Genomic DNA, 23,412 nt, shown 5'->3' on the forward strand with positions numbered 1-23,412 from the left:
CGGCTCACTCGCAGGCCACGGCCACCAAGGACAAAGACCTCCGGCGCAGGTCAAGCGCCAGAAGGAAGATCGCAAGGCCACCCAGGGAGAGGCCCGCACCGATCCACCCGGTCGAGGTCAGGCCATAGCCTGCCGATATCGCCAGCCCGCCCAGCCATGGTCCCAGCGCATTGGCGATGTTGAAGGCGCTGTGATGCGCTGCCGCCGCCAGCGTCTGCGCATCGTCCGCCACATCCATCAGCCGCGTCTGCAGCACGCTGCCCAATCCCCCGCCGCAGCCGATCATGAAGATCACCAGCGTCAGGCTCCAGATATTTCCAGCCATCAGCGGGAAAAGGGCAAGGGACGCCGCACTCCACAGCAGCACGATGATCCCGGTTCTGCCCTGCGCCCGGTCCGCTGCCCACGCCGCCCCCAGATTGCCGATCGTCATGCCGATGCCAAAGACCGCCAGCACGATCGGCACGAACCGCTCCGACACATGGGTCACCGAAATCATGGTGGAGGCCAAATAGGTATAGACAGCGAACAGCCCGCCAAAGCCGATGGCGCCGGTCAGCAGCGTCAGTAGCACCTGGGGCTTCCTGAGGGCGCCCAACTCCCGCATCGGACTGGCTTGCGGATCGCCCGCGTCGCGCGGCGCATATAATGCGACCAGCGACATGGTGATCATTGCCAGCACCGCCACGATGCCGAAACCCCAACGCCATCCAAGCGCCTGTCCCATCCAGTTTGCAACCGGCACGCCGATCACGGTCGCGACGGTCAGCCCGGTCATCACGCGCGCCACCGCCAATGCACGCCGGTCGCTCGGCACCAGCGACGCCGCCACCAGCGCCGCCACGCCGAAATATGCGCCATGGGGCAGGCCGCTCAGGAAGCGGAACAGCAGCATGGTGGCATAATCAGGCGACAGGGCGCTCAATCCATTGCCGATGGCGAACAGCGCCATCAGCCCGATCAGCAGTGTTCGCCGTGGCAGCCTTGCGCCCAGCACTGCGATCACCGGCGCGCCGACCACCACGCCCAGCGCGTAGGCGCTGATCGCATGGCCGGCCATTGGTTCGCTGATGCGCAGATCGCTCGCAAAGAAGGGCAGCAGGCTCATCGCTGCAAATTCGGTCGTGCCAATGGCGAAGGCACCCATGGAGAGCGCAAGAATGACGAGCGCGGGGTGAACGGAGCCGGAAGAAGGGGGACGGCTGGCCTGCGCCATTGGCTGCTCCATGTTGCGATGCGATGGGAATGAGGCCCGCACATGATAACGTTATCTGCGAAAATCAAGCCGCATGGAGCGTGACTTTATTGCAGGTGCAATGATGGCCCGCGCAACTCAGGCGGCGGGTTTGGCATGGCTGGTATCCAGCATCCTGCCATTGGTGATGACGACCAGGTCGCCCAGCTTCGTCACGCCGAACAGCCTTTTCGCAAAGGGCTTGGGTACGCCGATGCAGCCATGGGTGGCATAGCCCCAACGAACGTCGCTGCCATGGATCGCGACGCCGTCGCTGGTCAACCGCAGCGTGTAGGGCATGGGCGCATTGTTGTAGGTTCGCGAATAATGATCGGCGTCCTTTTCGATGACAGGAAACGCGCCCAGCGGACTGGGCTTGTCATCCGCGCCATAAAGGATGACCGCCGATCCGATCTCATAGCCTGCGCGGAAGACCGACAAGGTCTGCGCCTTGAGATCGACGGTGATGATGATCCGTCCCGTCGCGGGCGCGCCGCTTTCGTTCCAGACATAATCGCCGTGGCGGAAGGGGCCGTCTATGGCCAGCACCCGTTTGACCATGAGCGCCTGGGGATCGACCGCTACGGGCTGGGCACGGGTGCGTTCGGCCGCCTTGGCCGCCTTGACTGGCTTTGGCTCTTTTGTGGGAGCGCTTTCAGTTTCAGGCGGAGGCAGGTCGCGCCCGCGGCCGAGGGAAAGCCCCAGCACCAGCATTACCGCCGCTGCGCCGCCCCCGATCGCCAGCTTGACTCCAGTCGAAACCTGTCCCGCCATGAACCTGCCACTACCCGATCATCGTCATCCCGCCCGGAAGGGCGCATTCTCCCGACCGTTTCCGGCAGGGATCGACGGGAACCGGCTCCACCCTTGGGGCGGTACCGGTCCATTGCCGGCCAAGCCATGGCAGGAAAAGGTTAAGGCTTCAGCCTTCCCGCTCGACCTCCGCCGCCGCGATGGCGGTCAGGTTCAATATGCCGCGCGCCGTCACGCCGGGGGTCAATACATGGATAGGCTGCTTCAGCCCCACCAGCATCGGGCCTACCGTGGGCGAACTGGACGAAGCCGACAGCGCCGTCAATGTGATGTTCGCCGCGTCGAGATTGGGCATGACTAGCAGGTTGGCTGGCCCCTCGAACCGCGAATCCGGGATCAGCCGCTCGCGCAGTCCCTGGCTGAGCGCTGCATCGGCATGCATCTCTCCGTCGACCATCAGGTCGGGCGCGGCCTTCTTCACCAGCTTGATCGCTTCGCGCATCTTGCGCGCACTGGGCGAATGGGATGCGCCGAAATTGGAGTGGGACAACAGCGCCACCCGCGGCGTCAGGCCGAAATGCCTGAGTTCCGTCGCGCCGAGCAGCGCCATTTCCGCGATCTGCTCGGGCGTTGGATCGGGCACCATATGGGTGTCGGTGATGAACAGCGCGCCCGCGTCCAGGATCAGCCCCGACAGCGCATAGACCCGGCTGTTGCCGGGCGTGCGATCGATGATGCGCAGCACATGCTCGACCTCGCCCCAATATTCGCTGTTGCCGCCCACCAGAGCGGCATCCACCCGCCCGGTGCGCAGCAGCATGGCCGCCGTCACGCTGGGCCGGCGATAGACATGGCGGACCACCTCTGCCGACGAAACACCGCGACGCGCCGCGACGGCGCGATAGGCCTCCACCAGTTCGCCCATCAGCAGATGGTCGGTTTCGGGATCGACCACCTCGACATCCCGGTCCAGTTCGAAGCTCAGTTCAAGGTTCGGCAGTTTCTGGTTCAATATCCGCCTGCGCGCGACGATGACCGGGCGTACGATGCCTTCTTCCAGTGCATCCTGAATGGCGCGCAGCACGCGCTCATCCTCGCCCTCGCCATAGGCGATGCGCCGCTGCGTTCCCCGCGCCGCCTCGAACACCGGCAGCATCAGCTGGGCCGAGCGCGTATTCTGCTGCATGAGCTGGCGCTTATAGGCTTCCAGGTCGAGCTGCTTCTTGGCGACGCCGCTGTCCATCGCTGCCTTCGCGACGGCGCAGGCGATCTCCGCGATCAGGCGTGGGTCGAAGGGGGTGGGGATGATGTAATCAGGACCGAAGACCAGCTTGCGTCCGCCATAGGCCTGGGCGACGCTGTCATGGGCGGGCATCCGGGCGAGGTTGGCGATGGCGTCGGCGGCGGCGACCTTCATCGCCTCGTTGATCTCTGTCGCCCGCGCATCCAGCGCGCCCCGGAAGATGTAGGGGAAGCAGAGGACGTTGTTGACCTGGTTGGGATAGTCCGACCGTCCCGTGGCGATAATGGCGTCAGGCCGTGCCTCCCGTGCCACTTCCGGGCGGATTTCCGGCTCCGGATTGGCGAGCGCGAAGATCAGCGGATTAGGCGCCATCAACGGCAACCATTCGGGCTTCAGCACGCCCGGCGCCGACAGGCCCAGGAACAGGTTCGCGCCAGGCAGCACGTCGGGCAACGTCCGCGCATTAGTGGTGCGGGCATAGCGGGCCATGTTCGGCAACATGCCCTCGCGCCCCGAATGGATCACGCCGTCCTTGTCGGTCAGCGTCACATTCTCGATTGGCAGGCCCATGGACACCAGCAGGTCGACGCAGGCCAGCGCCGCCGCGCCCGCGCCGGACGTCACCAGCTTGGCATCGGCCAGCGTCTTGCCCTGCAATACCAGCGCGTTGCGGACGGCCGCCGCAACCACGATGGCCGTGCCATGCTGGTCATCGTGGAAGACCGGGATCTTCATCCGCTTCTTCAGTTCCGCCTCGATGGCGAAACATTCGGGCGCCTTGATATCCTCCAGGTTGATGCCGCCGAAGGTCGGCTCCAGCAGGGCGACGGCCTCGACGAACTTCTCCGGGTCCGTGGTGTCGACCTCTATGTCGAACACGTCGATATCGGCGAATTTCTTGAAGAGGACCGCCTTGCCCTCCATCACCGGCTTGGATGCCAGTGCGCCGATGGAACCCAGGCCGAGCACCGCCGTGCCGTTGGAGATCACCGCGACCAGATTGCCCCGCGCGGTGTAGTCCATCGCCTTGTCGGGATCTTCGGCAATGTCGACGCAGGGCGCGGCGACGCCGGGCGAATAGGCCAGCGCCAGGTCGCGCTGGTTGACCATGCGCTTGGTCGGTTCGATCCTCAGCTTTCCGGGTTGAGGATAGCGGTGATAGTCTAAGGCGGCGCGCCGGGTGTTTTCATCCATGAAAGGCCCCTTAAAGCCGGTTTTCAGCCGGAGCAATGCCCGACCGTTCCCATGGCGGGCTGGGAGCATAGAGCCCGACCAGGAAATCTACGAAGGCCGCGATGGCGAGCGGTGGATTATTCTGCGGCAGATGAACGGCATAAAGGCCGACGTCCACAGATCCCTCATGATCCGGCATGATCTGTCGAATATCCCCATGCTCCAGCGCGTCGCTGACGTCCCAGAGCGAACGCAACGCGATGCCCACGCCCGAAAGCGCCAGTTCCCGCACCATTTCGCTGCTGTTGGTGCGCACATGGCTGGTCCCTTCGATCGAGACCGGCCCCCTGGGGCCCAGCAGCCGCCAGGGCAATTGCCCTTCCGCCGCCAAGAGGCGATGCCGGCGCAGGTCGGCCGCAGTCTCGGGCACGCCGAAACGGTCCAGATAGCGCGGCGCCGCGCACAGCACGCGCCTGTTGGTCGCCAGTCGCCGGGCGGCAAGGCCGGACCCCGGATCCGCCGTGATGCGGATGGCCACGTCGGCGCGCGTCGCCACCAGGTCGGCATAATCGTCCGACAGATCGATCTGCATGCGCACCTTGGGATGGGCTTCCAGAAACCGGCCCAGATAGGGCGCGACATGCATCCGCCCGAAGGATGTGGGCGCCGACACGCGCAATGTCCCAGCCGCCTCCGCCGAAGCGCCGGATACGCGTCGTTCCGCCTCGTCGAGCGCGGCCATGATCGCCCGGAGATCCTCGTGCAGCCGCTCGCCCGCCGGGGTCAGCGCCAGCCGCCGCGTCGTTCGATGGATCAGCCGCGTCCCCAGCCTCTCCTCCAGCCGGACCAGCCGCTTCGACACCATGGCGGGCGAGATATTCAGCCTTCTTCCCGCCGATGCCATGCCGCCTTCCTCGACGATGGTCGCGAAAAGGTCGTAATCGGGGTCCATCATTTGTTTCACCAGAGGAAAATCTGAATTCGAATAATATCGTCTACCGAACATAATGCGACGCGTCTATGTTCCCGCGTCAAAAGGAGATCATTCCATGACCAGCATGACCGATCGCGCAGGCCTCCAGGTCGCGCAAGCACTTGCCAGCTTCATCGAGGAACGCGCGCTCCCCAACACCGGGATCGACGCCGACGCCTTCTGGCGTGGCGTTGCCGCGATCTTCGCGCAATTCGCTCCGGAAAATGCCGCCCTGCTGGCCAAACGCGACTCGATCCAGGCCCAGATCGATGCATGGCATCAGGAAAGGGCGGGCCAGCCCATCGATGCCGCCGCCTATCAGGGCTTCCTGCGCGAGATCGGCTATCTCGTCCCCGAACCCGCGCCGTTCCAGATCGGCAGCGAGAATGTCGATGACGAGGTTGCGCGCCTGGCCGGGCCTCAGCTCGTCGTCCCGATCCTCAATGCCCGTTTCCTGCTGAATGCCGCCAATGCGCGCTGGGGCAGCCTCTATGACGCGCTCTACGGCACGGATGCCATTCCCGGCGCAGCCGCGGGCAAGGGCTATGACGCCGCGCGCGGCGCGCAGGTCATCGCCTGGGCGAAGGCCTTCCTGGACGAAGCCGTGCCGCTCGCCTCCGGCTCCTGGGCGGACCTTGCCAGCGAAGACATCAATCTGGCCGACCCCGGCCAATATCTCGGCCGCAGTGAGAAGGGCCGTCTCTTCCGCCATAATGGCCTGCACATCGAAGTCGTCTTCGACCGGGCGCACCCCATCGGCCAGACCGATCCTGCGGGCATAGCGGACGTCATCCTGGAGTCCGCGCTGACGACCATCTGCGATCTCGAAGACTCGGTCGCCGCCGTCGATGCGGAGGACAAGGTCGCCGCCTATTCCAACTGGCTTGGCCTGATGCAGGGCGACCTTGTCGAGACGTTCGAGAAGAACGGCGCGCAGATGACCCGCGCCCTCAACCTGGACCGCAGCTACACCGCGCCCGACGGCAGCACCTTCACCCTGCCGGGCCGCAGCCTGCTCTTCGTGCGCAATGTCGGCCATCTGATGACGACGCCCGCCGTCTTGCTGTCCAATGGCCAGGAAGCGCCTGAAGGCATTCTCGACGGCATCGTCACCACGCTGATCGCCATGCACGACCTCAGCAAGGAGGGCGGCAACAGCCGCACGGGCAGCGTCTATATCGTCAAGCCCAAGATGCACGGTCCGGAGGAGGTCGGCTTCACCAACCGCCTGTTCGATGCGATCGAAGACCTTCTGGGTCTCGGCCGCCACACGCTGAAGGTCGGCGTCATGGACGAGGAACGCCGTACCTCCGCCAATCTGGCCGCTTGCATAGAGGCGGTGAAGGACCGCATCGTCTTCATCAATACCGGCTTCCTCGACCGTACCGGCGACGAGATGCATACGTCGATGCGCGCCGGTCCCATGATCCGCAAGGGCGAGATGAAGACCAGCGATTGGATCACGGCCTATGAGGATCGCAATGTCCAGATCGGCCTCGCCTGCGGTCTTTCGGGCCGCGCCCAGATCGGCAAGGGCATGTGGGCCGCGCCGGACCGCATGGCCGACATGCTGGAGCAGAAGGTCGGCCATCCCAAGAGCGGCGCCAACACCGCCTGGGTGCCGTCGCCCACGGCGGCGACGCTGCACGCGACCCATTATCACCGGATTGACGTCTACGCCCGCCAGGCGGAACGTGCGGCCGAACCGGTCGCCGCCCTTGACAAGCTGCTGACCATCCCGGTCGCGCAGCCGGGCCGCAACTGGTCGGAGGAGGAGGTTGCCCAGGAACTGGACAATAACGCCCAGGGCATTCTCGGCTATGTCGTCCGCTGGGTCGATCAGGGGGTCGGCTGCTCGAAGGTTCCCGACATCCACGACATCGGCCTGATGGAAGACCGCGCGACGCTGCGCATCTCGTCGCAACATATGGCGAACTGGCTGCTCCATGGCGTCTGCACGGCCGAACAGGTCGATGCGGCGTTCACGCGCATGGCTGCCAAGGTCGATGCCCAGAATGCTGGCGACCCGCTTTACAGCCCGATGAGCGGCAATCCGGAAAGCCTCGCCTGGCAAGCCGCCCGCGCACTGGTCTTCGAGGGCGTCGCCCAGCCCAACGGCTATACCGAGCCGCTGCTCCACAAATACCGCGCCCTGGTCAAGGCGCAGTAATCCTGCAATCGTCTGATGGGGGAATGTGCGACGTCCGCTCATTCCCCCATCAGCCTTCGACTGCCTGCCTCCCAAGCCTCGCGCTGGGAGCATGTCTCGTGCTGAGGGGCGGGACGTGCGGTGCTGCCGCCCATCCCAATCCCCGCCCCATCAAGCGATATTCCCATAAACGACGAAAAGCCCCGCTTGTGCGTTGGAGCGCTTCCCACTAAATCGCCCGAATGACTTCGACCAACGACATTCGCCGCTCCTTCCTCGACTATTTCGGGGCCAACGGCCACACCATCGTTCCGTCCGCGCCTCTGGTGCCGCACAACGACCCGACGCTGATGTTCGTCAATGCGGGCATGGTGCCGTTCAAGAATGTCTTCACAGGCCTGGAATCGCGGCCTTATTCGACCGCAACATCCAGTCAGAAGTCGGTCCGTGCCGGCGGCAAGCATAATGACCTCGACAATGTCGGCTACACCGCGCGCCACCACACCTTCTTCGAAATGCTGGGGAATTTCAGCTTCGGCGATTATTTCAAGGAACAGGCGATCACCCATGCCTGGACCCTGCTGACGAAGGAATGGGGCCTGTCGCCGGAAAGGCTGACGGCGACCGTCTATCATACCGACGACGAGGCCTTTGACCTCTGGAAGAAGATCGCCGGCCTGCCGGAGGAGCGGATCATCCGTATCCCCACCAAGGATAATTTCTGGGCAATGGGCGACAGCGGCCCCTGCGGTCCCTGCTCGGAAATCTTCTACGACCATGGCGACCATATCTGGGGCGGCCCGCCCGGATCGCCCGAAGAAGATGGCGACCGCTTCGTCGAAATCTGGAACCTCGTCTTCATGCAATATGAGCAGGAAGCGAACGAGATCGTCAGCGAACTGCCCAAGCCCAGCATCGACACCGGCATGGGTCTGGAACGTATCGCGGCGGTGCTGCAGGGCGTCCATGACAATTATGACACCGACACGTTCCGGGCACTGATCGAGGAATCGGGCGCGCTGACGAAGACCGCCACCGATGGTGCGTTCAAGGCCAGCCATCGCGTCATCGCCGATCACCTTCGTTCGACCAGCTTCCTGATCGCGGACGGCGTGCTGCCCGCCAATGAGGGCCGCGGCTACGTCCTGCGCCGCATCATGCGCCGCGCCATGCGCCATGCCCACATCATCGGCGCGAAGGAGCCGTTGATGCACCGGCTCGTCGGCAGCCTCGTCTCCGAAATGGGCGGCGCCTATCAGGAACTGGTCCGCGCGCAGCCACTGATCGAGGAAACGCTGCTGCGTGAGGAGACCCGATTCCGCCAGACGCTGGAAAAGGGCCTGAAACTGCTCGATGAAGCAACCGGCGATCTGGCCGAAGGCGACACCTTGCCCGGTGAAACCGCGTTCAAGCTCTATGACACCTATGGCTTCCCCTATGACCTGACGGAAGACGCGCTGCGCTCGCGCGGCCTGACCGTCGACCGCGCCGGCTTCGACGCTGCCATGGCCGAGCAGAAGGCCGCCGCGCGCGCGGCATGGAAGGGCTCGGGCGAAAAGGCATCGGACGAAATCTGGTTCGACATAGCCGAAAAGGCGGGCAATACCGAGTTCATCGGCTACAGCTCGACCGAGGGCGAGGGCGAGGTGCTTGCCATCGTCAAGGACGGTGTGAACTTCGACAGCGCGACCGCGGGTGAGACGGTGACGATCATCACCAACCAGACGCCATTTTACGGCGAAAGCGGCGGCCAGATGGGCGATGCGGGCACGATCAGTTCGCAATCCGGACTCGTCGCGGATGTCGAGGACACCGCCAAGCCGCTTGGCCGGCTCCATGCCCACCGTGCGAAGATCGGCGCGGGCAGCGTCAAGCTGGGCGATACGGTGCATCTCAGCGTCGACGTCAGCCGTCGCGACCGGATTCGCGCCAATCACAGCGCCACCCACCTGCTGCATGCGGCATTGCGCAACCAGCTTGGCGCGCATGTCACGCAAAAGGGTAGCCTGGTTGCGCCGGATCGCCTCCGCTTCGACTTCTCGCACCCAGAGGCTTTGACCCATGGCCAGATCGCGACGATCGAATCCCAGGTGAATGAGCAAATCCGCCGCAATGAAGCGGTGACCACACGTCTGATGACCCCGGACGATGCCATTGCGGCCGGCGCGATGGCGCTGTTCGGGGAAAAATATGGGGACGAAGTCCGCGTGCTTTCCATGGGCAGGGGGGACGCGAACAGCTATTCGGTCGAACTTTGCGGCGGCACGCACGTCCGCGCAACGGGCGACATCGCGATCTTCAAGATCATCTCGGAATCGGCCGTGTCCAGCGGTGTTCGCCGTATCGAGGCTCTGACGGGGGAGGCTGCGCGCCTCTGGCTGTCCGACCGCGAGGATCGCTTGCGCCAGTCCGCCGCCACGCTCAGAACCACACCCGAGGAAGTCCCCGCCCGCATCACTGCGCTGGTCGAACAGAGCCGCAGGCTCGAACGCGAACTGGCCGAAGCGAAGAAGGCGCTGGCGCTCGGCGGGGCAGGAGCTGGCGGGGCGGGTGCCCAGGCGGCTGGTCCTGAAAAGGTCGGCGCGATCAATTTCATCGGTCAGGTGATCGAAGGGCTGGACCCCAAGGAATTGCGCGGATTGGTGGATCAGAACAAGGCGGCGCTGGGCAGCGGAGTTTCCGCGGTGCTGGCAGTGGTCGATGGGCGCGCCAGCATCGCCGTGGGCGTCACGGACGATCTCACGGCCACGATAAGCGCCGTGGACCTGGTTCGCGCCGGTGTTGAAGCGCTTGGCGGAAAGGGCGGCGGCGGTCGTCCCGACATGGCCCAGGGCGGCGGGCCGGACGGGGACAAGGCGCAGACGGCGATAGAATCCGTCAAGGCGGCGCTGGCCAGCGTGCCGGCGTAACCAACCGACAGGTCCGGTCCTCACAAGCGAAAGGCGGACAATTCCTGGCGAACCGTGCTCCTTCGCAGAAAGCAGTGCGGTTTTGTCCTTTATGGAAGATGGCGACGCGCATTGTCTTTTCATGCGCCACGGCAGCATGCCGAAAAATGGCATGCTCTTGCTCGTCATTGTGTAATCTGTTCCGCCGAGCCCCGTAGCAAATGGACGCCGCTTTCCTCATGGACCTACCCGCGATCCTGGCCGACATCGTTGCCCATATGGCGGAGCAGGAAGACCACGGCGTCGTTGCCAGCTATATCCCGGAACTTGCCAAAATCGATCCCGGCCAGTTCGGCATAGCGGTTGCGACGGCGGACGGCCGACTGATCGAAGGTGGCGATTCCGAAACCGCCTTTTCGATCCAGTCCATCTCAAAAGTGTTCGCCTTGACCCTGGCGCTTGGCAAAATAGGCGATCAGCTCTGGCAGCGGGTCGGACGGGAACCGTCCGGCAATGCCTTCAATTCGATCGTTCAACTGGAGCAGGAACAAGGCATTCCCCGAAACCCCTTCATCAACGCTGGCGCTGTGGTCGTCGCGGACGTCAATCTGGGCGGCCATCAACCTCGCGTGGCCATTGGCGAAATGCTGCGCTTCGTTCGCTTTCTGGCAAATGACGACAGCATCGCGATCAATGAGACCGTTGCCGCGTCGGAGACAGCGACGGGTTTTCGCAACATGGCGCTGGCGAATTACATGCGCGCCTTCGGCAATATCCGTCATCCGGTCGATCTGGTACTCGGCACCTATTTTCATCAATGCGCGATCGAGATGAGCTGTCGCCAGCTTGCGCTCGCCGGTCGTTACCTGATGCTTGATGGTCGGCACCCCGAAGGCGGCCGGGTTGTCTCGTCGAACAGGGCAAAACGGATCAACGCCCTGATGTTGACCTGCGGCCATTATGACGCTTCGGGCGATTTCGCTTTCCGCGTCGGCATTCCGGGCAAGTCAGGCGTGGGCGGCGGCATATTGGCGATCGTGCCCGGTCGCGCCTCCATAGCAGTGTGGTCGCCCGGCCTGAACGACAATGGGAACAGCAAGCTTGGCACGCTGGCGCTCGAAGAACTGGCCAGGCAAACAGGCTGGTCCGTCTTCAGTCCACCCCCGGCGCCGGATTAGGGCACTTCATCTGCCCTCAGCCTGCGCAGCTTGGGCGCGGTTTCGAGCTGGGCCGCATCCTTGATACCCATGCGCAGATCCTCCCTGGTCTGGTGGATCGATGCGATGACTGGCCCCATTGCGACGCCCAGGTCAACCAGCGCGGTTTCCGCTAGCTGAAGAGAGCTTTCGAGCGTTTCCGGAACGGCATCGCTCGCCCCGGCGCGATAAAGCTGCGCTGCATGATCGGTATCCCGCGCCCGCGCGATGATCGGTAGGTCGGGCACCCATCCCCTGACGCGCTTTGTAACGCGCACGGAAAGGACAGGGTCGTCCATCGTCAGGATCAGCGCCCGCGCATGGCCGAGACGAAGCTTGTCGAGCATTTCGGCGCGCGATACGTCGCCGAACAATATGGGATATCCGCCGCGACGCGCCTCCGCGACGACATCCGGGTCGGATTCCACGACAATGAAGCGCTGCTTGTGCAGGTTGAGGAGGTCGCAGACCATGCGTCCCACGCGTCCAAAGCCGATCACGACCGCCGCCGCCTGGATATGGTCTTCGGTGAATTCCGGCGTTTCTTCGCCCAGCGCCATCTCCAACCGTCGGGCAACATCGTGCCCGAGCCGCGCAAGCAGCGGCGTTATGGTCAGCCCGATCGCGGTCACGATCTGCCAGAAGGCGGCGGTAGACGGGAGGATCAACTGCGCCGCGGCGGCGGCGGACAGCACGATCAATGTGGTTTCCGACGGGCTGGACATCAGCACGCCGACTTCCAGCGCGACGCCTTTTCTTGCGCCGGAGAGGTAGAGCAGGGCAGCAGTTACGATCGTTTTGGCGAGGACGACGCCGATCACCGCCAGAATGAGCGTAGGCCAGTTGGCGAGGATGACGCGTACGTCCAGGCCCATGCCGACGGTAATCAGGAATACGCCGAGCGCCAGTCCTTTGAACGGCGCCGTCATGACCTCGACTTCGCCGTGATAATCGGTTTCCGCGATCAGCAGCCCGGCAAGCAGCGCGCCGACGATCGGCGAGAGGCCAGCGATGGACGTGGCCATGCTGGAGACGATGACGACCAGCAGGCTGGCGGCCAGGAACACTTCCGGGCTTTTCGTACGGGCGGCCTGGCTGAAGATGTGCGGAAGGCAGAGCCGTCCCAGAACCAGCATGACGGCGATGGTGATACCGCTTTTGAGCAGCGTGTCCGCCAGTTCGGTCCACGGGCCATCCGGACTGGCAGCTACGGAGGGAGCCAGGGCGCCCAACATGAAGATGATGGGGACGAGGGCCAGATCCTCGAAGAGGAGCATGGAAAAAGCCGCGCGTCCAACCGCGCTTTGGGTGCCGACCATCGGCAGAACGACGGCCGTGGATGACAGCGCGAGCGCAAGGCCAAGGCCAAAGGCGCCTGCTGGCGCCTGCCCAAGGAGATAAAGGCCAAGTGCGATCAGCGTGCCGCCGCCGATCAATTCTGCCGCGCCCACGCCGAACACTTGCGTGCGCATGGTCCAAAGGCGACGGAAACTAAGTTCCAGCCCAATGGAAAAAAGCAGCAGGATGACGCCCAGTTCGGCAAAGGGCTCAATCGCTGCCCTGTTCGAAATCGTGACATGGTAAAGCCAGGGATATTGGCCGACCAATGCACCCAGCCCAGACGGTCCGACCGCGAGCCCGACAAGGATGAAGCCTATGACGGGACTGATCCGAAGCCGAGCAAAGCCGGGGATCACGACCCCCGCAGCGCCCAGGATGACAAGGGAATCGCTGAAACTCTGAGGATTGATCGCGCCGGCCATGGCGGATCATCGCGACAAATGCCGCGGATATCCAGCGCTAAGCACCGCAAGCCGGAAAAATGCCGAATGATGACAGGCGGGACATGGTCTGCCTGACGCAGGAAGTATCGATGGATTTACTGACCGGGAAGGCTATCGATCCAGCGCTCGAGTGGAACTGCTGACCACGAAATATCATGACGGCCGGGACATGATGTCGCCATCGAAGCCGGCGGGATGGGCCTCGACGGGCCCATTGTGGCGGAGGCCGTGGATGCCTGGATTGCCGCTACTCTTGGCCAGAACGGTTCGTGAGCGCACGCAGCCTTGTCGGAATGCTGTCGGAACGTGACGCAAAAAGGTGAACGCCAGCCTTCGAAAAAGCCAGCAAAATCAGTGCTGGTGCGGACGGCGGGACTTGAACCCGCATTCCCAGGGGGAGGCGGATTTTAAGTCCGCTGCGTCTACCGATTTCGCCACGTCCGCTTGAGGCCGCCACCCCTGAAGGCTAACGGCGCGCAGGTCAAGGACATGGTTTGGTCAGAGAGCAGCTTTGCCGTTCAGGCGCTCCCGCATCTCTTTTCCAGGTTTGAAATAGGGAACGCGTTTGGCATCTACCGGCACCTGTTCGCCGGTCCGCGGATTGCGGCCGGTCCGTGCGTCGCGCGCTCTGGTCGTGAAGGCGCCGAAACCACGAAGTTCCACTCGCCCTCCGCTGGACAGGCGATCGACTATTTCCTTGAAGAAAAGATCGACGATCCTTTCCACTTCCTGGAGGTTGAGGTTTGGATTTTCCTCAGCCAATTTCTGAATGAGTTCCGAGCGTATCATTGGTCCTCCAGACTCCCCCTTCTGGTTCCCGGTTTATTTATAATGAATCCGCGACCTTCTGACAATCGGCCAATATCGGTATGTCAATCTCATTTTGGGAAAATAAAAAGCCCGCCGGAGTTAAGTTCCGGCGGGCCATATTACTTAAGTTACATATCGAATGTGCGCTTAGCCTTCGCTCTTGGCCTTCAGCGCTTCGCCCAGAATGTCGCCCAGCGACGCGCCGCTGTCGGACGAGCCGTACTGCGCCACGGCCTGCTTCTCTTCTGCGATCTGAAGGGCCTTGACGGAGAAGGTCGGCTTCTTCGCACGGTCGAAACCAGTGACCATCGCATCGAACTTCTGGCCGATCTGGAAGCGTTCCGAACGTTGCTCGTCGCGATCGCGACCCAGGTCGCTGCGCTTGATGAAGCCGGTCGCGCCGTCCTCGCCCGCCTGGACTTCCAGGCCGCCGTCGCGGACTTCCAGAACCGTGACGGTGATCGTCTGGTTCTTGTTGAGACCAGCGGCAGCGGCGGTCGTGCCGCCGGCAGCCGGGCCGCCACGCTCAAGCTGCTTCATGCCAAGGCTGATACGCTCCTTCTCGACGTCGATGTCGAGAACGACGGCCTGAACCGTCTCGCCCTTGCGGTGCAGAGCCAGGGCGTCTTCACCCGAAATGCCCCAGGCGATGTCCGACATGTGGACCATGCCGTCCACGTCGCCGTCCAGCCCAATGAACAGACCGAATTCGGTCGCGTTCTTGACTTCGCCCTCGACGGTCGAACCGATCGGGTGACGTTCGGCAAAGCTGTCCCAGGGGTTGTTCTGGGCCTGCTTGAGGCCGAGCGAGATACGGCGCTTTTCGGGATCGACTTCGAGGACCAGAACTTCGACTTCCTGGCTGGTCGAAACGATCTTGCCGGGGTGGACGTTCTTCTTGGTCCAGGACATTTCCGAAACGTGGACCAGACCTTCGATGCCAGCTTCCAGTTCGACGAACGCACCATATTCGGTGATGTTCGTGACCCGGCCCGACAGCTTGGCGCCCACCGGATATTTGGCGGCAGCGCCTTCCCAGGGATCGCTTTCCAACTGCTTCATGCCAAGGCTGATGCGCTGGGTGTCGCGGTTGATGCGGATGATCTGCACGCGGACGGTATCGCCGATGTTGATCATCTCGTTCGGGTGGTTGATGCGCTTGTACGACAGGTCGGTGACGTGCAGCAGGCCGTCGATGCCGCCCAGGTCAACGAACGCACCATAATCGGTGATGTTCTTGACGACGCCCTCGATGATCTGACCTTCGGCCAGCGTCTGGATGAGGCCGCTGCGCTGTTCGGCGCGGGTTTCTTCCAGAATGGCGCGGCGCGACACGACGATATTGCCGCGGCGGCGGTCCATCTTCAGGATCTGGAAGGGCTGCGGAATATCCATCAGCGGGGTGACGTCGCGCACGGGGCGAATATCGACCTGCGAACCGGGAAGGAACGCCACGGCGCCGTCGAGGTCGACGGTGAAGCCGCCCTTGACGCGGCCAAAGATGACGCCTTCGACCCGAGCATTTTCGGTGAACTCGGCTTCGAGCTTGTCCCAGGCGGCTTCGCGGCGTGCGCGGTCGCGCGACAGCATGGCTTCGCCATGGGCGTTTTCGACGCGGTCGACATAGACTTCGACCTCGTCGCCGACCTTCAGGTCAGCCTTCTGGCCTGGCGCGGCGAATTCGCGCAGCGGCACGCGGCCTTCCGACTTCAGGCCGACGTCGATCAGAGCCATGTCGTTTTCGATGCCGGTAACGGTGCCCTTGACGACGCGACCTTCGAAGCCGCCGTCCTCGCCACCGAGAGAATCATTGAGAAGCGCGGCGAAATCGTCGCGCGAGGGGAATGCCGTAGAGGCCATGGTAGTTTCCTTCATTCTTCATTGCTGGCCTACCGGTTGTATCCGGTGGTCTTTCAGGCCAAATCGTCCGCGGGGCCGAATACCCGCGCGAACATCCGTAAGACCTGACGAGTCGACGCCCGGTGGATAAGCGAAAAGGGCGCCTGGGAACTCCCGGCACCCGGCATCGCGTCAGGCCTGTCGCCGACGTTCCAACTGGGCGTCCACCAGTGCAATGGCCTGCCGGACGGCGGCGTCTATAGTCAAATTGCTGGTGTCGAGCAAGTCCGCTCCATCGGCCATACGGAGCGGCGCATGGTCGCGGCTCATGTCGCGGGTGTCGCGCGCCTGGATGTCCGCGATCAGGCTATCCATGTCGGGATGGCCGCCATGGTCGAGCGCGTCCTGATAGCGCCGCTGGGCGCGAACATGGACGCTGGCGGTGACGAAGATCTTGGCTTCGGCATCGGGCGCGATGACGGTGGCGATATCCCGGCCATCCAGGATCGCGCCGCCGGGTTGGGTCGCGAATTCGCGCTGTCGATTGACGAGGGCCTGGCGCACGCTCTGATGGATCGAGACGCGGGAGGCGAGCGAACCGACGGCCTCGCTGCGCAGAGCAGGATCGTTCAGCATGGCGTCGTCGAAATCGCAGGCAGCGAGAGCGTCCGCTTCGTGATCGGGATCACCGCTCCGCTTCAAGACGGCGAGCCCGACAGCGCGATAGAGCAGGCCGGTGTCAAGGACGGGCAGGCCATAATGACGGCCGAGCGCCTTGGCGATGGTGCCCTTGCCGGAAGCGGCTGGACCGTCGACGGCGATGATCATGATGCTTTGCCTTTCCGCCATGCCTTGGCAAGGCCGATGAGCGCGATGATGGACCACACGATCTCCAGCGCCAAGGACGCGATGTTGAAATGGATGGTCAGCGAATAGATCAGCAGCAGTGCGCCGACCAGGTTCAGCAGGTTGAACAGGATGAAGTTCAGCGTCTTCGCCATGTTGCTGTAGGCATAGGCAAAGACCATCATGCCACTGCCGATCAACCCGATGATGCTGGCGAGATCGAAGGTCATGTCAGCGCGCCGAGCGATTGCAGCAGGGTGGTGAAACCCGGGAAGCTGGTCGCGACGGGGCGCATGTCGTCTATGGTTACACCATTGCTGGAGACAAGGCCCGCAATCGCGAAGCTCATGGCGATGCGGTGGTCCAGCTTCGTGGCGATCGGACCGCCGCCGGGCAGGAGCGTGCCATTGCTGCCCTCTATGACGATGCCGTCCTCCAGTTCCTCGACCTGCACGCCGATGGCACGCAGCCCCGCCGCCATGGTCGCGATACGGTCAGATTCCTTGACGCGCAGTTCCTCCAGTCCGCGGAATATGCTGCGTCCTTCGGCCAGGGCGGCGGCGATGAAGGCGACGGGATATTCATCGATCATCGACGGCGCCCGCGCCGGATCCGGCTCCACCCCCTTGAGTGCCGAGGCGGTGATCACGAGGTCGCCCACCGGCTCCCCGCCGACCTGGCGCGGATTTTCGACAATGATGTCGCCGCCCATTTCCCGCAGCAGATCGACAAGGCCTGCGCGGGTTGCGTTGAGGCCGACATTGGCGATCGTGGCCTTCGATCCCGGCACAAGAAGCGCGGCGACCATCGGGAAGGCGGCCGAGGAAGGATCGCCGGGAACGGTGATCGATTGCGGAAGAAGTTCCGCTTCGCCCCTGAGCGTGATGATGCGCGTGCCGTCCGCTTCCACCTCGACCTCAAGGTCTGCGCCGAAGCCCTTGAGCATTTTCTCGCTATGATCGCGGGTAGGGACCGGCTCCACGATGCGGGTGATGCCGGGCGTGTTGAGCCCGGCAAGCAGGATGGCCGACTTCACCTGCGCCGACGCGACGGGGAGGCGGTAGTCGAGCGGTACGGCCGGGCAGGCGCCGCGCATCGTGAGCGGCAGGCGGTCGCCGGGGCTGCTTGTGAAACTCGCGCCCATGCGGGACAGCGGATCGGTGACGCGCGCCATGGGGCGCTTGCTGAGCGAGGCGTCGCCCACGAAGGTCGCGGTGATGGCGTGGCTGGCGACAAGACCCATCAACAGGCGGGTGGAGGTGCCGCTATTGCCCATGTCGAGCGGGCCGTCCGGTTGAAGCAGGCCGCCGACGCCGACGCCGTGGATATGCCAGATGCCGTCCGCATCCTTGCTGATGTCCGCACCCATGGCCCGCATGGCGGCCGCGGTGGCCAGCACATCCTCTCCCTCCAGCAGTCCTTCGACCCGGCTTTCGCCCACGGCCAGCGCCGAAAGCATCAGCGATCGGTGCGAAATGCTCTTGTCGCCCGGCACGTGGATCGAACCGGAAAGGGCGGGGGAGGCGGTGAAGGTCATCGGGGTCGGCTGGTCGGAAAAAGCGGTCACGGGTCAATCCGTCTGCAAAACTTGAAAAAATGCGCCCGGCTTTTGACAGCGCGGCCTCGCTATGGCAAGGCGCCGTCTCTTCGCGGGCGACCCTGTCGTGCCGCGTAATTTCTGTTTTGAGCACTCGCAAGAGAAGGATAAGGCCGGACATGGTCAAGGCTGAATGGGGCACGAAGCGTACCTGCCCGAAATGCGCCACGCGCTTCTACGACCTGGGCAAGGATGACCCGGTCACCTGCATCAACTGCGGCACCGCCTGGGAACCGGAACCCGTGCTGAAGTCGAAGCAGCCGCTGCCCTATGAGGAAGCGCCCAAGAAGGTCATCGAAACCGCCGACGGTGAAATGGAGACGGCCGACGACGATCTGGACCTGGATCTGGACGTGGATGATGACGGCGATTCGCCGGACAATGACGTCGATCTGGGCGGCGACGACGACCTGGGCGTCGATGCCGGCGGGGACGATGGCGACGACGACAATTAATTGAATTTTGTGCTTGCCAAGGAGTTCGCTGCCACCTAATGGCAGCGGCCTCCGAGGCGCCGGACCCAAACGGCGCCGACACTGGAAACGGGGCCTTAGCTCAGCTGGGAGAGCGCCTGCATGGCATGCAGGAGGTCAGCGGTTCGATCCCGCTAGGCTCCACCAGTTTTTCGGGAAATGAAATGTCCCTGGGACATTTTTCCGAAAAACTTCCGAGCGCAAGCAAGGGGCTTGGCGAGGTTGCAAATGACCTCGATCAACGCTCCTGGTGATTTGGGCACGGGACGTCCAGACATAAGGCCGACGGCTTTGACGCCGGACATGGTCTGATCCATTGGGATGCGGCATGATGCCGCAAACGATGGGGCCTTAGCTCAGCTGGGAGAGCGCCTGCATGGCATGCAGGAGGTCAGCGGTTCGATCCCGCTAGGCTCCACCAAATTTCCCTATCATCCGAAATGCCTTGCCATCGGCAGGCCGCTTGATCCTGTCGGGCGGGAGGCTGCTGATTGCGGCCGATTTCCGTGATTTTCCGCCGAAGTTCACAGTGTATGCGCGCGCGTGCCTGGGCGCGCGTATCCGCGGGGGTCTGATATGCCGGACATTTCAAAGACGGCGTCTGGTAGGTCGGTCGGGACGGAATAGGACAGGCGAAAATATCCCCTGTTGGACAAATAGGACGCTTTTTGAGGATGCTGTTGCTGCTGGGTTACGGTTGAGCCTTATTTGGTCGTCTGCATCGCAGATGCTGCCGCCTGTCGCGATATGCAGTGCAAAGCTTAGCGGAGCCGGCTGACTCGCGATCATCGTCAGCTAGCCATTTGGATTAGCTGCTGAATTTTTCGAGCTAATGCTAAATGCGAAGAAGCGTAAATAAAACAAGGCAGTAGTGTCGCGGCAAGTTCAGTTCGTGAAGGGGGAAGAACGTGCCGAAACTACTCGCTACGATTTTATGGTCGACTTCGATTGGAGTAATCCCGGCGCAGGCACAGCCCCCGATGACAAGCTCCGCGGGTGTCGCCAGCGTCCAATATGTGCCGGTCGGCACCAAGCTTGCGGTTCGCATTTTGGCCGACCTGACCACCAAGAAGAAGCAATCCTATTCCGGTCAAAGATTTCCGATTGAAACAGTCGCTCCTGTAATGATTGGTCCGCTGGTGGTCATTCCCGCTGGAACGCGCGGCGAAGGAGAGATCATTGAAGCTCGCAACAAAGGCATGTGGGGCAAGTCGGGCTTCGTCGAAGTTCGCGCCGTCCACCTTAATATGAGCGGACGCCGCGTCCGTTTGACGGGCGGAATCAACGACAAGGGAGTAACGGGTACGGCGGTAGTCGTAGGCGCTGTCATGACTTCCTGGCCATTGGGTTTCATCATGACCGGCACAAGCGCCCGCATCCCTCGCGGAACTGCGTTCACCGCCATTCTGGATGAGGATCTTCCGTTCATCATGGGCGCGCCGGCCGGCGACATGTTGGCGCAATCGGCATTGGCAACGACGCAACAACCCATGTCCGACGGGGGCGAGACGGAGTTCCGCAACGGGGTGCCACAATGAAGATGCGTTTCGTCTTGAGCGCATGGCTCAGCGCGAGTTGCATGGTCTCGGCAGTAGATGCACAGATCCTCGCTTCGCCTTTGCCAGGCGTGTCGCAGAACAGAGCCGATGCTCCCCGCTGGATCGACGGCACCATTGTGCAACTTTCGGTGGTGGATGCCGTAGGCAGCAGAGGGGCGAAGCCGGGGGACAGGTTCAGGCTTCGAGTGGAAGCACCTGTCTGCGTTGACGGGAGGTTGGCGATCCCTGTCGGGGCAACGGCCTGGGGAGAAGTACTATCTTCCTTTCGCAGTAGCGCCGGCGGAACACGAGGACGGTTAAGCTGGCATCTGCGCGAAGTTGAAACCGCCTGGGGGCCAGTTTCGTTGCGCGGAGATCAGGAAGCCGTCGGAGCCTCTGGCGCGGACTCGGTTGCTGTTGCCGTATATCTTATTGGAATATACGGATTTCTTTTGAAAGGCAAAAATGCAGGGTTACGGACCGGTGATCTTATGTCCGGCTATATTGTCGGGGGGGTGCGAGAGCCGGAGCATTTGATGCCCATTGTTTTGAACCATTCCGGAAACGCATGTTGAAAATCAAGCCGGCTGGACGAAGCTGTCCATCACCCGCTTGCGTCCGGCCGTCTCGAAGTCGATCTCCAGCTTGTTGCCTTCGATCTGCGCCACGGTGCCATAGCCGAATTTCTGGTGGAAGACGCGCAGGCCGATGATCATGTCGTCGCGACCCTTGTTGCCGAGCGAGACGGCTGATGTGCGCGCTTCCACGATCCGGATGGGTTCGGTGGTGAATTGCCCGCCCTGCTGGGCGCGCTGCCAGCCCGGACCGCGGCCGGAGCCCCGCTGAACATTGGCGAAGGGATCTGCACGTTCGGACCAGTTGGCGCGCCAGAGCGAGGCGCCGCCAGCCATGCTGCTCTCCTCATCCACATGTTCGGGAGGCAGTTCCCCGACGAAGCGCGAAGGGATGGAGCTGGTCCACTGGCCATAGATGCGGCGGTTGGCGGCGTGGAGAATGATGCAGGATTTCCGCGCCCGCGTGATCGCGACATAGGCGAGGCGACGCTCCTCCTCCAGACTGTTGAGGCCGCCTTCGTCTAGCGCGCGCTGGGAGGGGAAAATTCCCTCCTCCCACCCTGCCAGGAAGACCGTATCGAACTCCAGCCCCTTGGCGGCGTGGATGGTCATGATCGTGACCTTGCGCTCGTCCTGCTGCGCCTCATTGTCCATGACGAGGCTGACATGCTCAAGGAAGGCGCCCAGCGTCTCATATTCCTCCATGGCGCGGGTCAGTTCGCTCAGATTTTCCAGTCGTCCCGCGCTTTCGGCGGTGCGTTCGGCCTGGAGCATGGCGGTGTAGCCGCTTTCGTCCAGTATCTGCCGCGCCAGCTCGGCATGGGGCAGTTGCGCCGCGCGGTCGCGCCAGCGCGCGAGATCGCCGATGAAGGCGCCCAGGCTGCGCCGGGCCTGCGGCGTCATCTCATCCGTGTCGAGTATCCGCGCAGCGGCGAGGGCGAGCGCTATGCCCTCTGCGCGGGCAAGCCGATGCAGCTTTTCCACCGCCTTGTCGCCCAGGCCGCGTTTGGGAACGTTGACGATCCGTTCGAACGCCAGATCATCGGCAGGCTGGTTGACCAGGCGAAGATAGGCAAGCGCGTCGCGAATCTCGGCGCGTTCATAGAAGCGGAAGCCGCCGACGATGCGATAGGGCAGGCCGATCTGTATGAAGCGGTCTTCGAACTCGCGAGTCTGGTGCTGGGCGCGGACGAGGATGGCGACCTCGTCCAGCGACCCGCCTCCGCGCTCTATCGATTCGATTTCTTCGCCTACGCGCCGCGCTTCCTCCGGTCCGTCCCATACGCCGATGACCCGGACCTTTTCGCCCACGTCGATGTCCGTCCAGAGCGTCTTTCCCAGGCGATTGCCATTTTCCGCGATGACCCCTGAGGCAGCGCCCAATATATGGGGTGTCGATCGGTAATTCTGTTCCAGCCTGACGATCTTCGCGCCCGGAAAATCCCTTTCGAACCGAAGGATATTGGCGACTTCCGCCCCGCGCCATGAATAGATGGACTGGTCGTCATCGCCCACGCAGCAGATATTCTTGCGCGTTTGCGCCAGCAGGCGGAGCCAGAGATATTGGCTGGAGTTGGTGTCCTGATATTCGTCCACCATGATGTAGCGGAAACGCTGCTGATAGCTTTCCAGAACGTCGCGGTGGCGTTTCAGAATCGTGAGAACATGCAGCAGCAAGTCCCCGAAATCGCAGGCATTCACATCGCGCAGGCGCGCCTGGTAGGCGGCGTAGAGCTTCTGCCCCTTTCCGTTGGCATAGCCCTCGCTCTCGCCGGCGCCGATTTCCTCCGGGGTCAGGCCCTTGTTCTTCCACTGGTCGATGAGGCCGGCGAGCTGGCGGGCGGGCCAGCGCTTCTCATCGATACCCTCGGCCTGGATGAGTTGCTTCGTCAGGCGAAGCTGATCGTCCGTGTCGAGGATGGTGAAATTGGATTGCAGGCCGACCAGTTCGGCATGGCGGCGCAGCATCTTTGCGGCGATCGCGTGGAACGTGCCGAGCCACGGCATGCCCTCCACCGCGGGGCCGATCATGCGACCGACCCGTTCCCGCATTTCCCGCGCTGCCTTGTTGGTGAAGGTGACAGCGAGGATTTCGGACGGATAGGCCCGCCTGGTAGCGATCAGATGGGCGAGGCGGGCGGTGAGCGCCGCCGTCTTGCCCGTGCCTGCGCCGGCGAGGACCAGCACCGGCCCCTCGGTCGTGAGCACGGCTTCCCGCTGGGGTTCGTTCAGCCCCTGAAGATAGGGGGGATCATCGGGCGAGGGAGCGGGCAGGGTCATGAGCTGTCAACTAGGATGCTGGGCGGGAAGCGGCAAGAGCGGGCCCCTTGCGCTGCCGTTC

Annotated in this window: 17 protein-coding genes and 3 tRNA genes; 8 read left to right on the forward strand and 12 right to left on the reverse strand. The window is 63.1% G+C overall.

The annotated features are described in order from the left end of the window. Positions 1-4: 4 nt before the first annotated feature. From MRBLSP13_RS09625 to MRBLSP13_RS09640, 4 genes are all read right to left on the reverse strand, one after another. Entirely contained in the window at positions 5-1,216 is a 1,212-nt protein-coding gene (locus tag MRBLSP13_RS09625; protein WP_363734944.1) for an MFS transporter, read from the reverse strand. A gap of 117 nt (positions 1,217-1,333) precedes the next feature. Further along, on the reverse strand, positions 1,334-2,008 hold the full coding sequence (locus tag MRBLSP13_RS09630) for a L,D-transpeptidase family protein (RefSeq protein ID WP_363734943.1): 675 nt from the start codon (positions 2,006-2,008) through the stop codon (positions 1,334-1,336). Positions 2,009-2,156: 148 nt separating this feature from the next. Next, complete coding sequence (locus MRBLSP13_RS09635; protein ID WP_363734942.1) at positions 2,157-4,424, reverse strand: NADP-dependent malic enzyme; 2,268 nt, start codon at positions 4,422-4,424, stop codon at positions 2,157-2,159. A gap of 10 nt (positions 4,425-4,434) precedes the next feature. Beyond that, entirely contained in the window at positions 4,435-5,358 is a 924-nt protein-coding gene (locus MRBLSP13_RS09640; RefSeq protein WP_363754165.1) for a LysR family transcriptional regulator, read from the reverse strand. Positions 5,359-5,452: 94 nt separating this feature from the next. On the opposite strand from MRBLSP13_RS09640, the gene MRBLSP13_RS09645 reads away from it, so the two are divergent. From MRBLSP13_RS09645 to MRBLSP13_RS09655, 3 genes are all read left to right on the forward strand, one after another. Further along, entirely contained in the window at positions 5,453-7,546 is a 2,094-nt protein-coding gene (locus tag MRBLSP13_RS09645; RefSeq protein WP_363754167.1) for a malate synthase G, read from the forward strand. A gap of 221 nt (positions 7,547-7,767) precedes the next feature. Then, a complete protein-coding gene (gene alaS, locus MRBLSP13_RS09650) occupies positions 7,768-10,434 on the forward strand; it encodes an alanine--tRNA ligase (RefSeq protein ID WP_363754169.1) in 2,667 nt (888 codons plus the stop codon). Positions 10,435-10,652: 218 nt separating this feature from the next. Then, entirely contained in the window at positions 10,653-11,591 is a 939-nt protein-coding gene (locus MRBLSP13_RS09655) for a glutaminase (protein ID WP_363734935.1), read from the forward strand. On the opposite strand, the gene MRBLSP13_RS09660 is transcribed toward MRBLSP13_RS09655, so the two are convergent. The 7 genes from MRBLSP13_RS09660 to aroA form a co-directional block, all read right to left on the reverse strand. Continuing rightward, a complete protein-coding gene (locus MRBLSP13_RS09660; protein WP_363734933.1) occupies positions 11,588-13,372 on the reverse strand; it encodes a cation:proton antiporter in 1,785 nt (594 codons plus the stop codon). The two genes, MRBLSP13_RS09655 and MRBLSP13_RS09660, sit on opposite strands and share 4 nt — an antisense overlap. A 379-nt stretch (positions 13,373-13,751) precedes the next feature. Continuing rightward, a tRNA-Leu gene (locus MRBLSP13_RS09665) sits at positions 13,752-13,837 on the reverse strand. Between the two features lie 54 nt (positions 13,838-13,891). Beyond that, positions 13,892-14,182, reverse strand: a complete 291-nt coding sequence (locus MRBLSP13_RS09670) for an integration host factor subunit beta (RefSeq protein WP_133654677.1) — start codon at positions 14,180-14,182, stop codon at positions 13,892-13,894. 168 nt (positions 14,183-14,350) lie between these two features. Continuing rightward, positions 14,351-16,063 carry a 30S ribosomal protein S1 gene (gene rpsA / locus MRBLSP13_RS09675; protein WP_133654678.1) on the reverse strand — a complete coding sequence of 571 codons (1,713 nt, stop codon included), beginning with the start codon at positions 16,061-16,063 and terminating at the stop codon, positions 14,351-14,353. A 171-nt stretch (positions 16,064-16,234) separates the two neighbouring features. Next, positions 16,235-16,870 (reverse strand): (d)CMP kinase, encoded by a 636-nt coding sequence (gene cmk, locus MRBLSP13_RS09680; RefSeq protein WP_363734932.1) that lies wholly within the window; start codon positions 16,868-16,870, stop codon positions 16,235-16,237. Next, positions 16,867-17,118: a CBU_0592 family membrane protein gene (locus tag MRBLSP13_RS09685; protein WP_133654680.1), complete on the reverse strand. Its 252-nt coding sequence runs from the start codon at positions 17,116-17,118 to the stop codon at positions 16,867-16,869. The genes cmk and MRBLSP13_RS09685 overlap by 4 nt, the downstream gene beginning before the upstream one ends. Next, complete coding sequence (aroA, locus tag MRBLSP13_RS09690) at positions 17,115-18,455, reverse strand: 3-phosphoshikimate 1-carboxyvinyltransferase (RefSeq protein WP_363734930.1); 1,341 nt, start codon at positions 18,453-18,455, stop codon at positions 17,115-17,117. Before aroA ends, MRBLSP13_RS09685 begins: the two co-directional genes overlap by 4 nt. A gap of 149 nt (positions 18,456-18,604) precedes the next feature. On the opposite strand from aroA, the gene MRBLSP13_RS09695 reads away from it, so the two are divergent. From MRBLSP13_RS09695 to MRBLSP13_RS09715, 5 genes are all read left to right on the forward strand, one after another. Continuing rightward, on the forward strand, positions 18,605-18,940 hold the full coding sequence (locus tag MRBLSP13_RS09695; protein ID WP_133654682.1) for a TIGR02300 family protein: 336 nt from the start codon (positions 18,605-18,607) through the stop codon (positions 18,938-18,940). 89 nt (positions 18,941-19,029) lie between these two features. Then, positions 19,030-19,105: transfer RNA gene (locus MRBLSP13_RS09700), tRNA-Ala, on the forward strand. Positions 19,106-19,303: 198 nt separating this feature from the next. Beyond that, positions 19,304-19,379: transfer RNA gene (locus tag MRBLSP13_RS09705), tRNA-Ala, on the forward strand. Positions 19,380-19,938: 559 nt separating this feature from the next. Beyond that, positions 19,939-20,496 carry a hypothetical protein gene (locus MRBLSP13_RS09710; RefSeq protein WP_363734929.1) on the forward strand — a complete coding sequence of 186 codons (558 nt, stop codon included), beginning with the start codon at positions 19,939-19,941 and terminating at the stop codon, positions 20,494-20,496. Then, positions 20,493-21,071 (forward strand): hypothetical protein, encoded by a 579-nt coding sequence (locus tag MRBLSP13_RS09715; RefSeq protein WP_363734928.1) that lies wholly within the window; start codon positions 20,493-20,495, stop codon positions 21,069-21,071. The genes MRBLSP13_RS09710 and MRBLSP13_RS09715 overlap by 4 nt, the downstream gene beginning before the upstream one ends. A gap of 3 nt (positions 21,072-21,074) precedes the next feature. Here MRBLSP13_RS09715 and MRBLSP13_RS09720 read toward each other — a convergent pair whose 3' ends face one another. Further along, on the reverse strand, positions 21,075-23,351 hold the full coding sequence (locus MRBLSP13_RS09720) for an ATP-dependent helicase (protein ID WP_363734926.1): 2,277 nt from the start codon (positions 23,349-23,351) through the stop codon (positions 21,075-21,077). Positions 23,352-23,412 lie beyond the last annotated feature (61 nt).

Source organism: Sphingobium sp. LSP13-1-1.1, from assembly GCF_040676415.1.
Classification (GTDB): domain Bacteria; phylum Pseudomonadota; class Alphaproteobacteria; order Sphingomonadales; family Sphingomonadaceae; genus Sphingobium.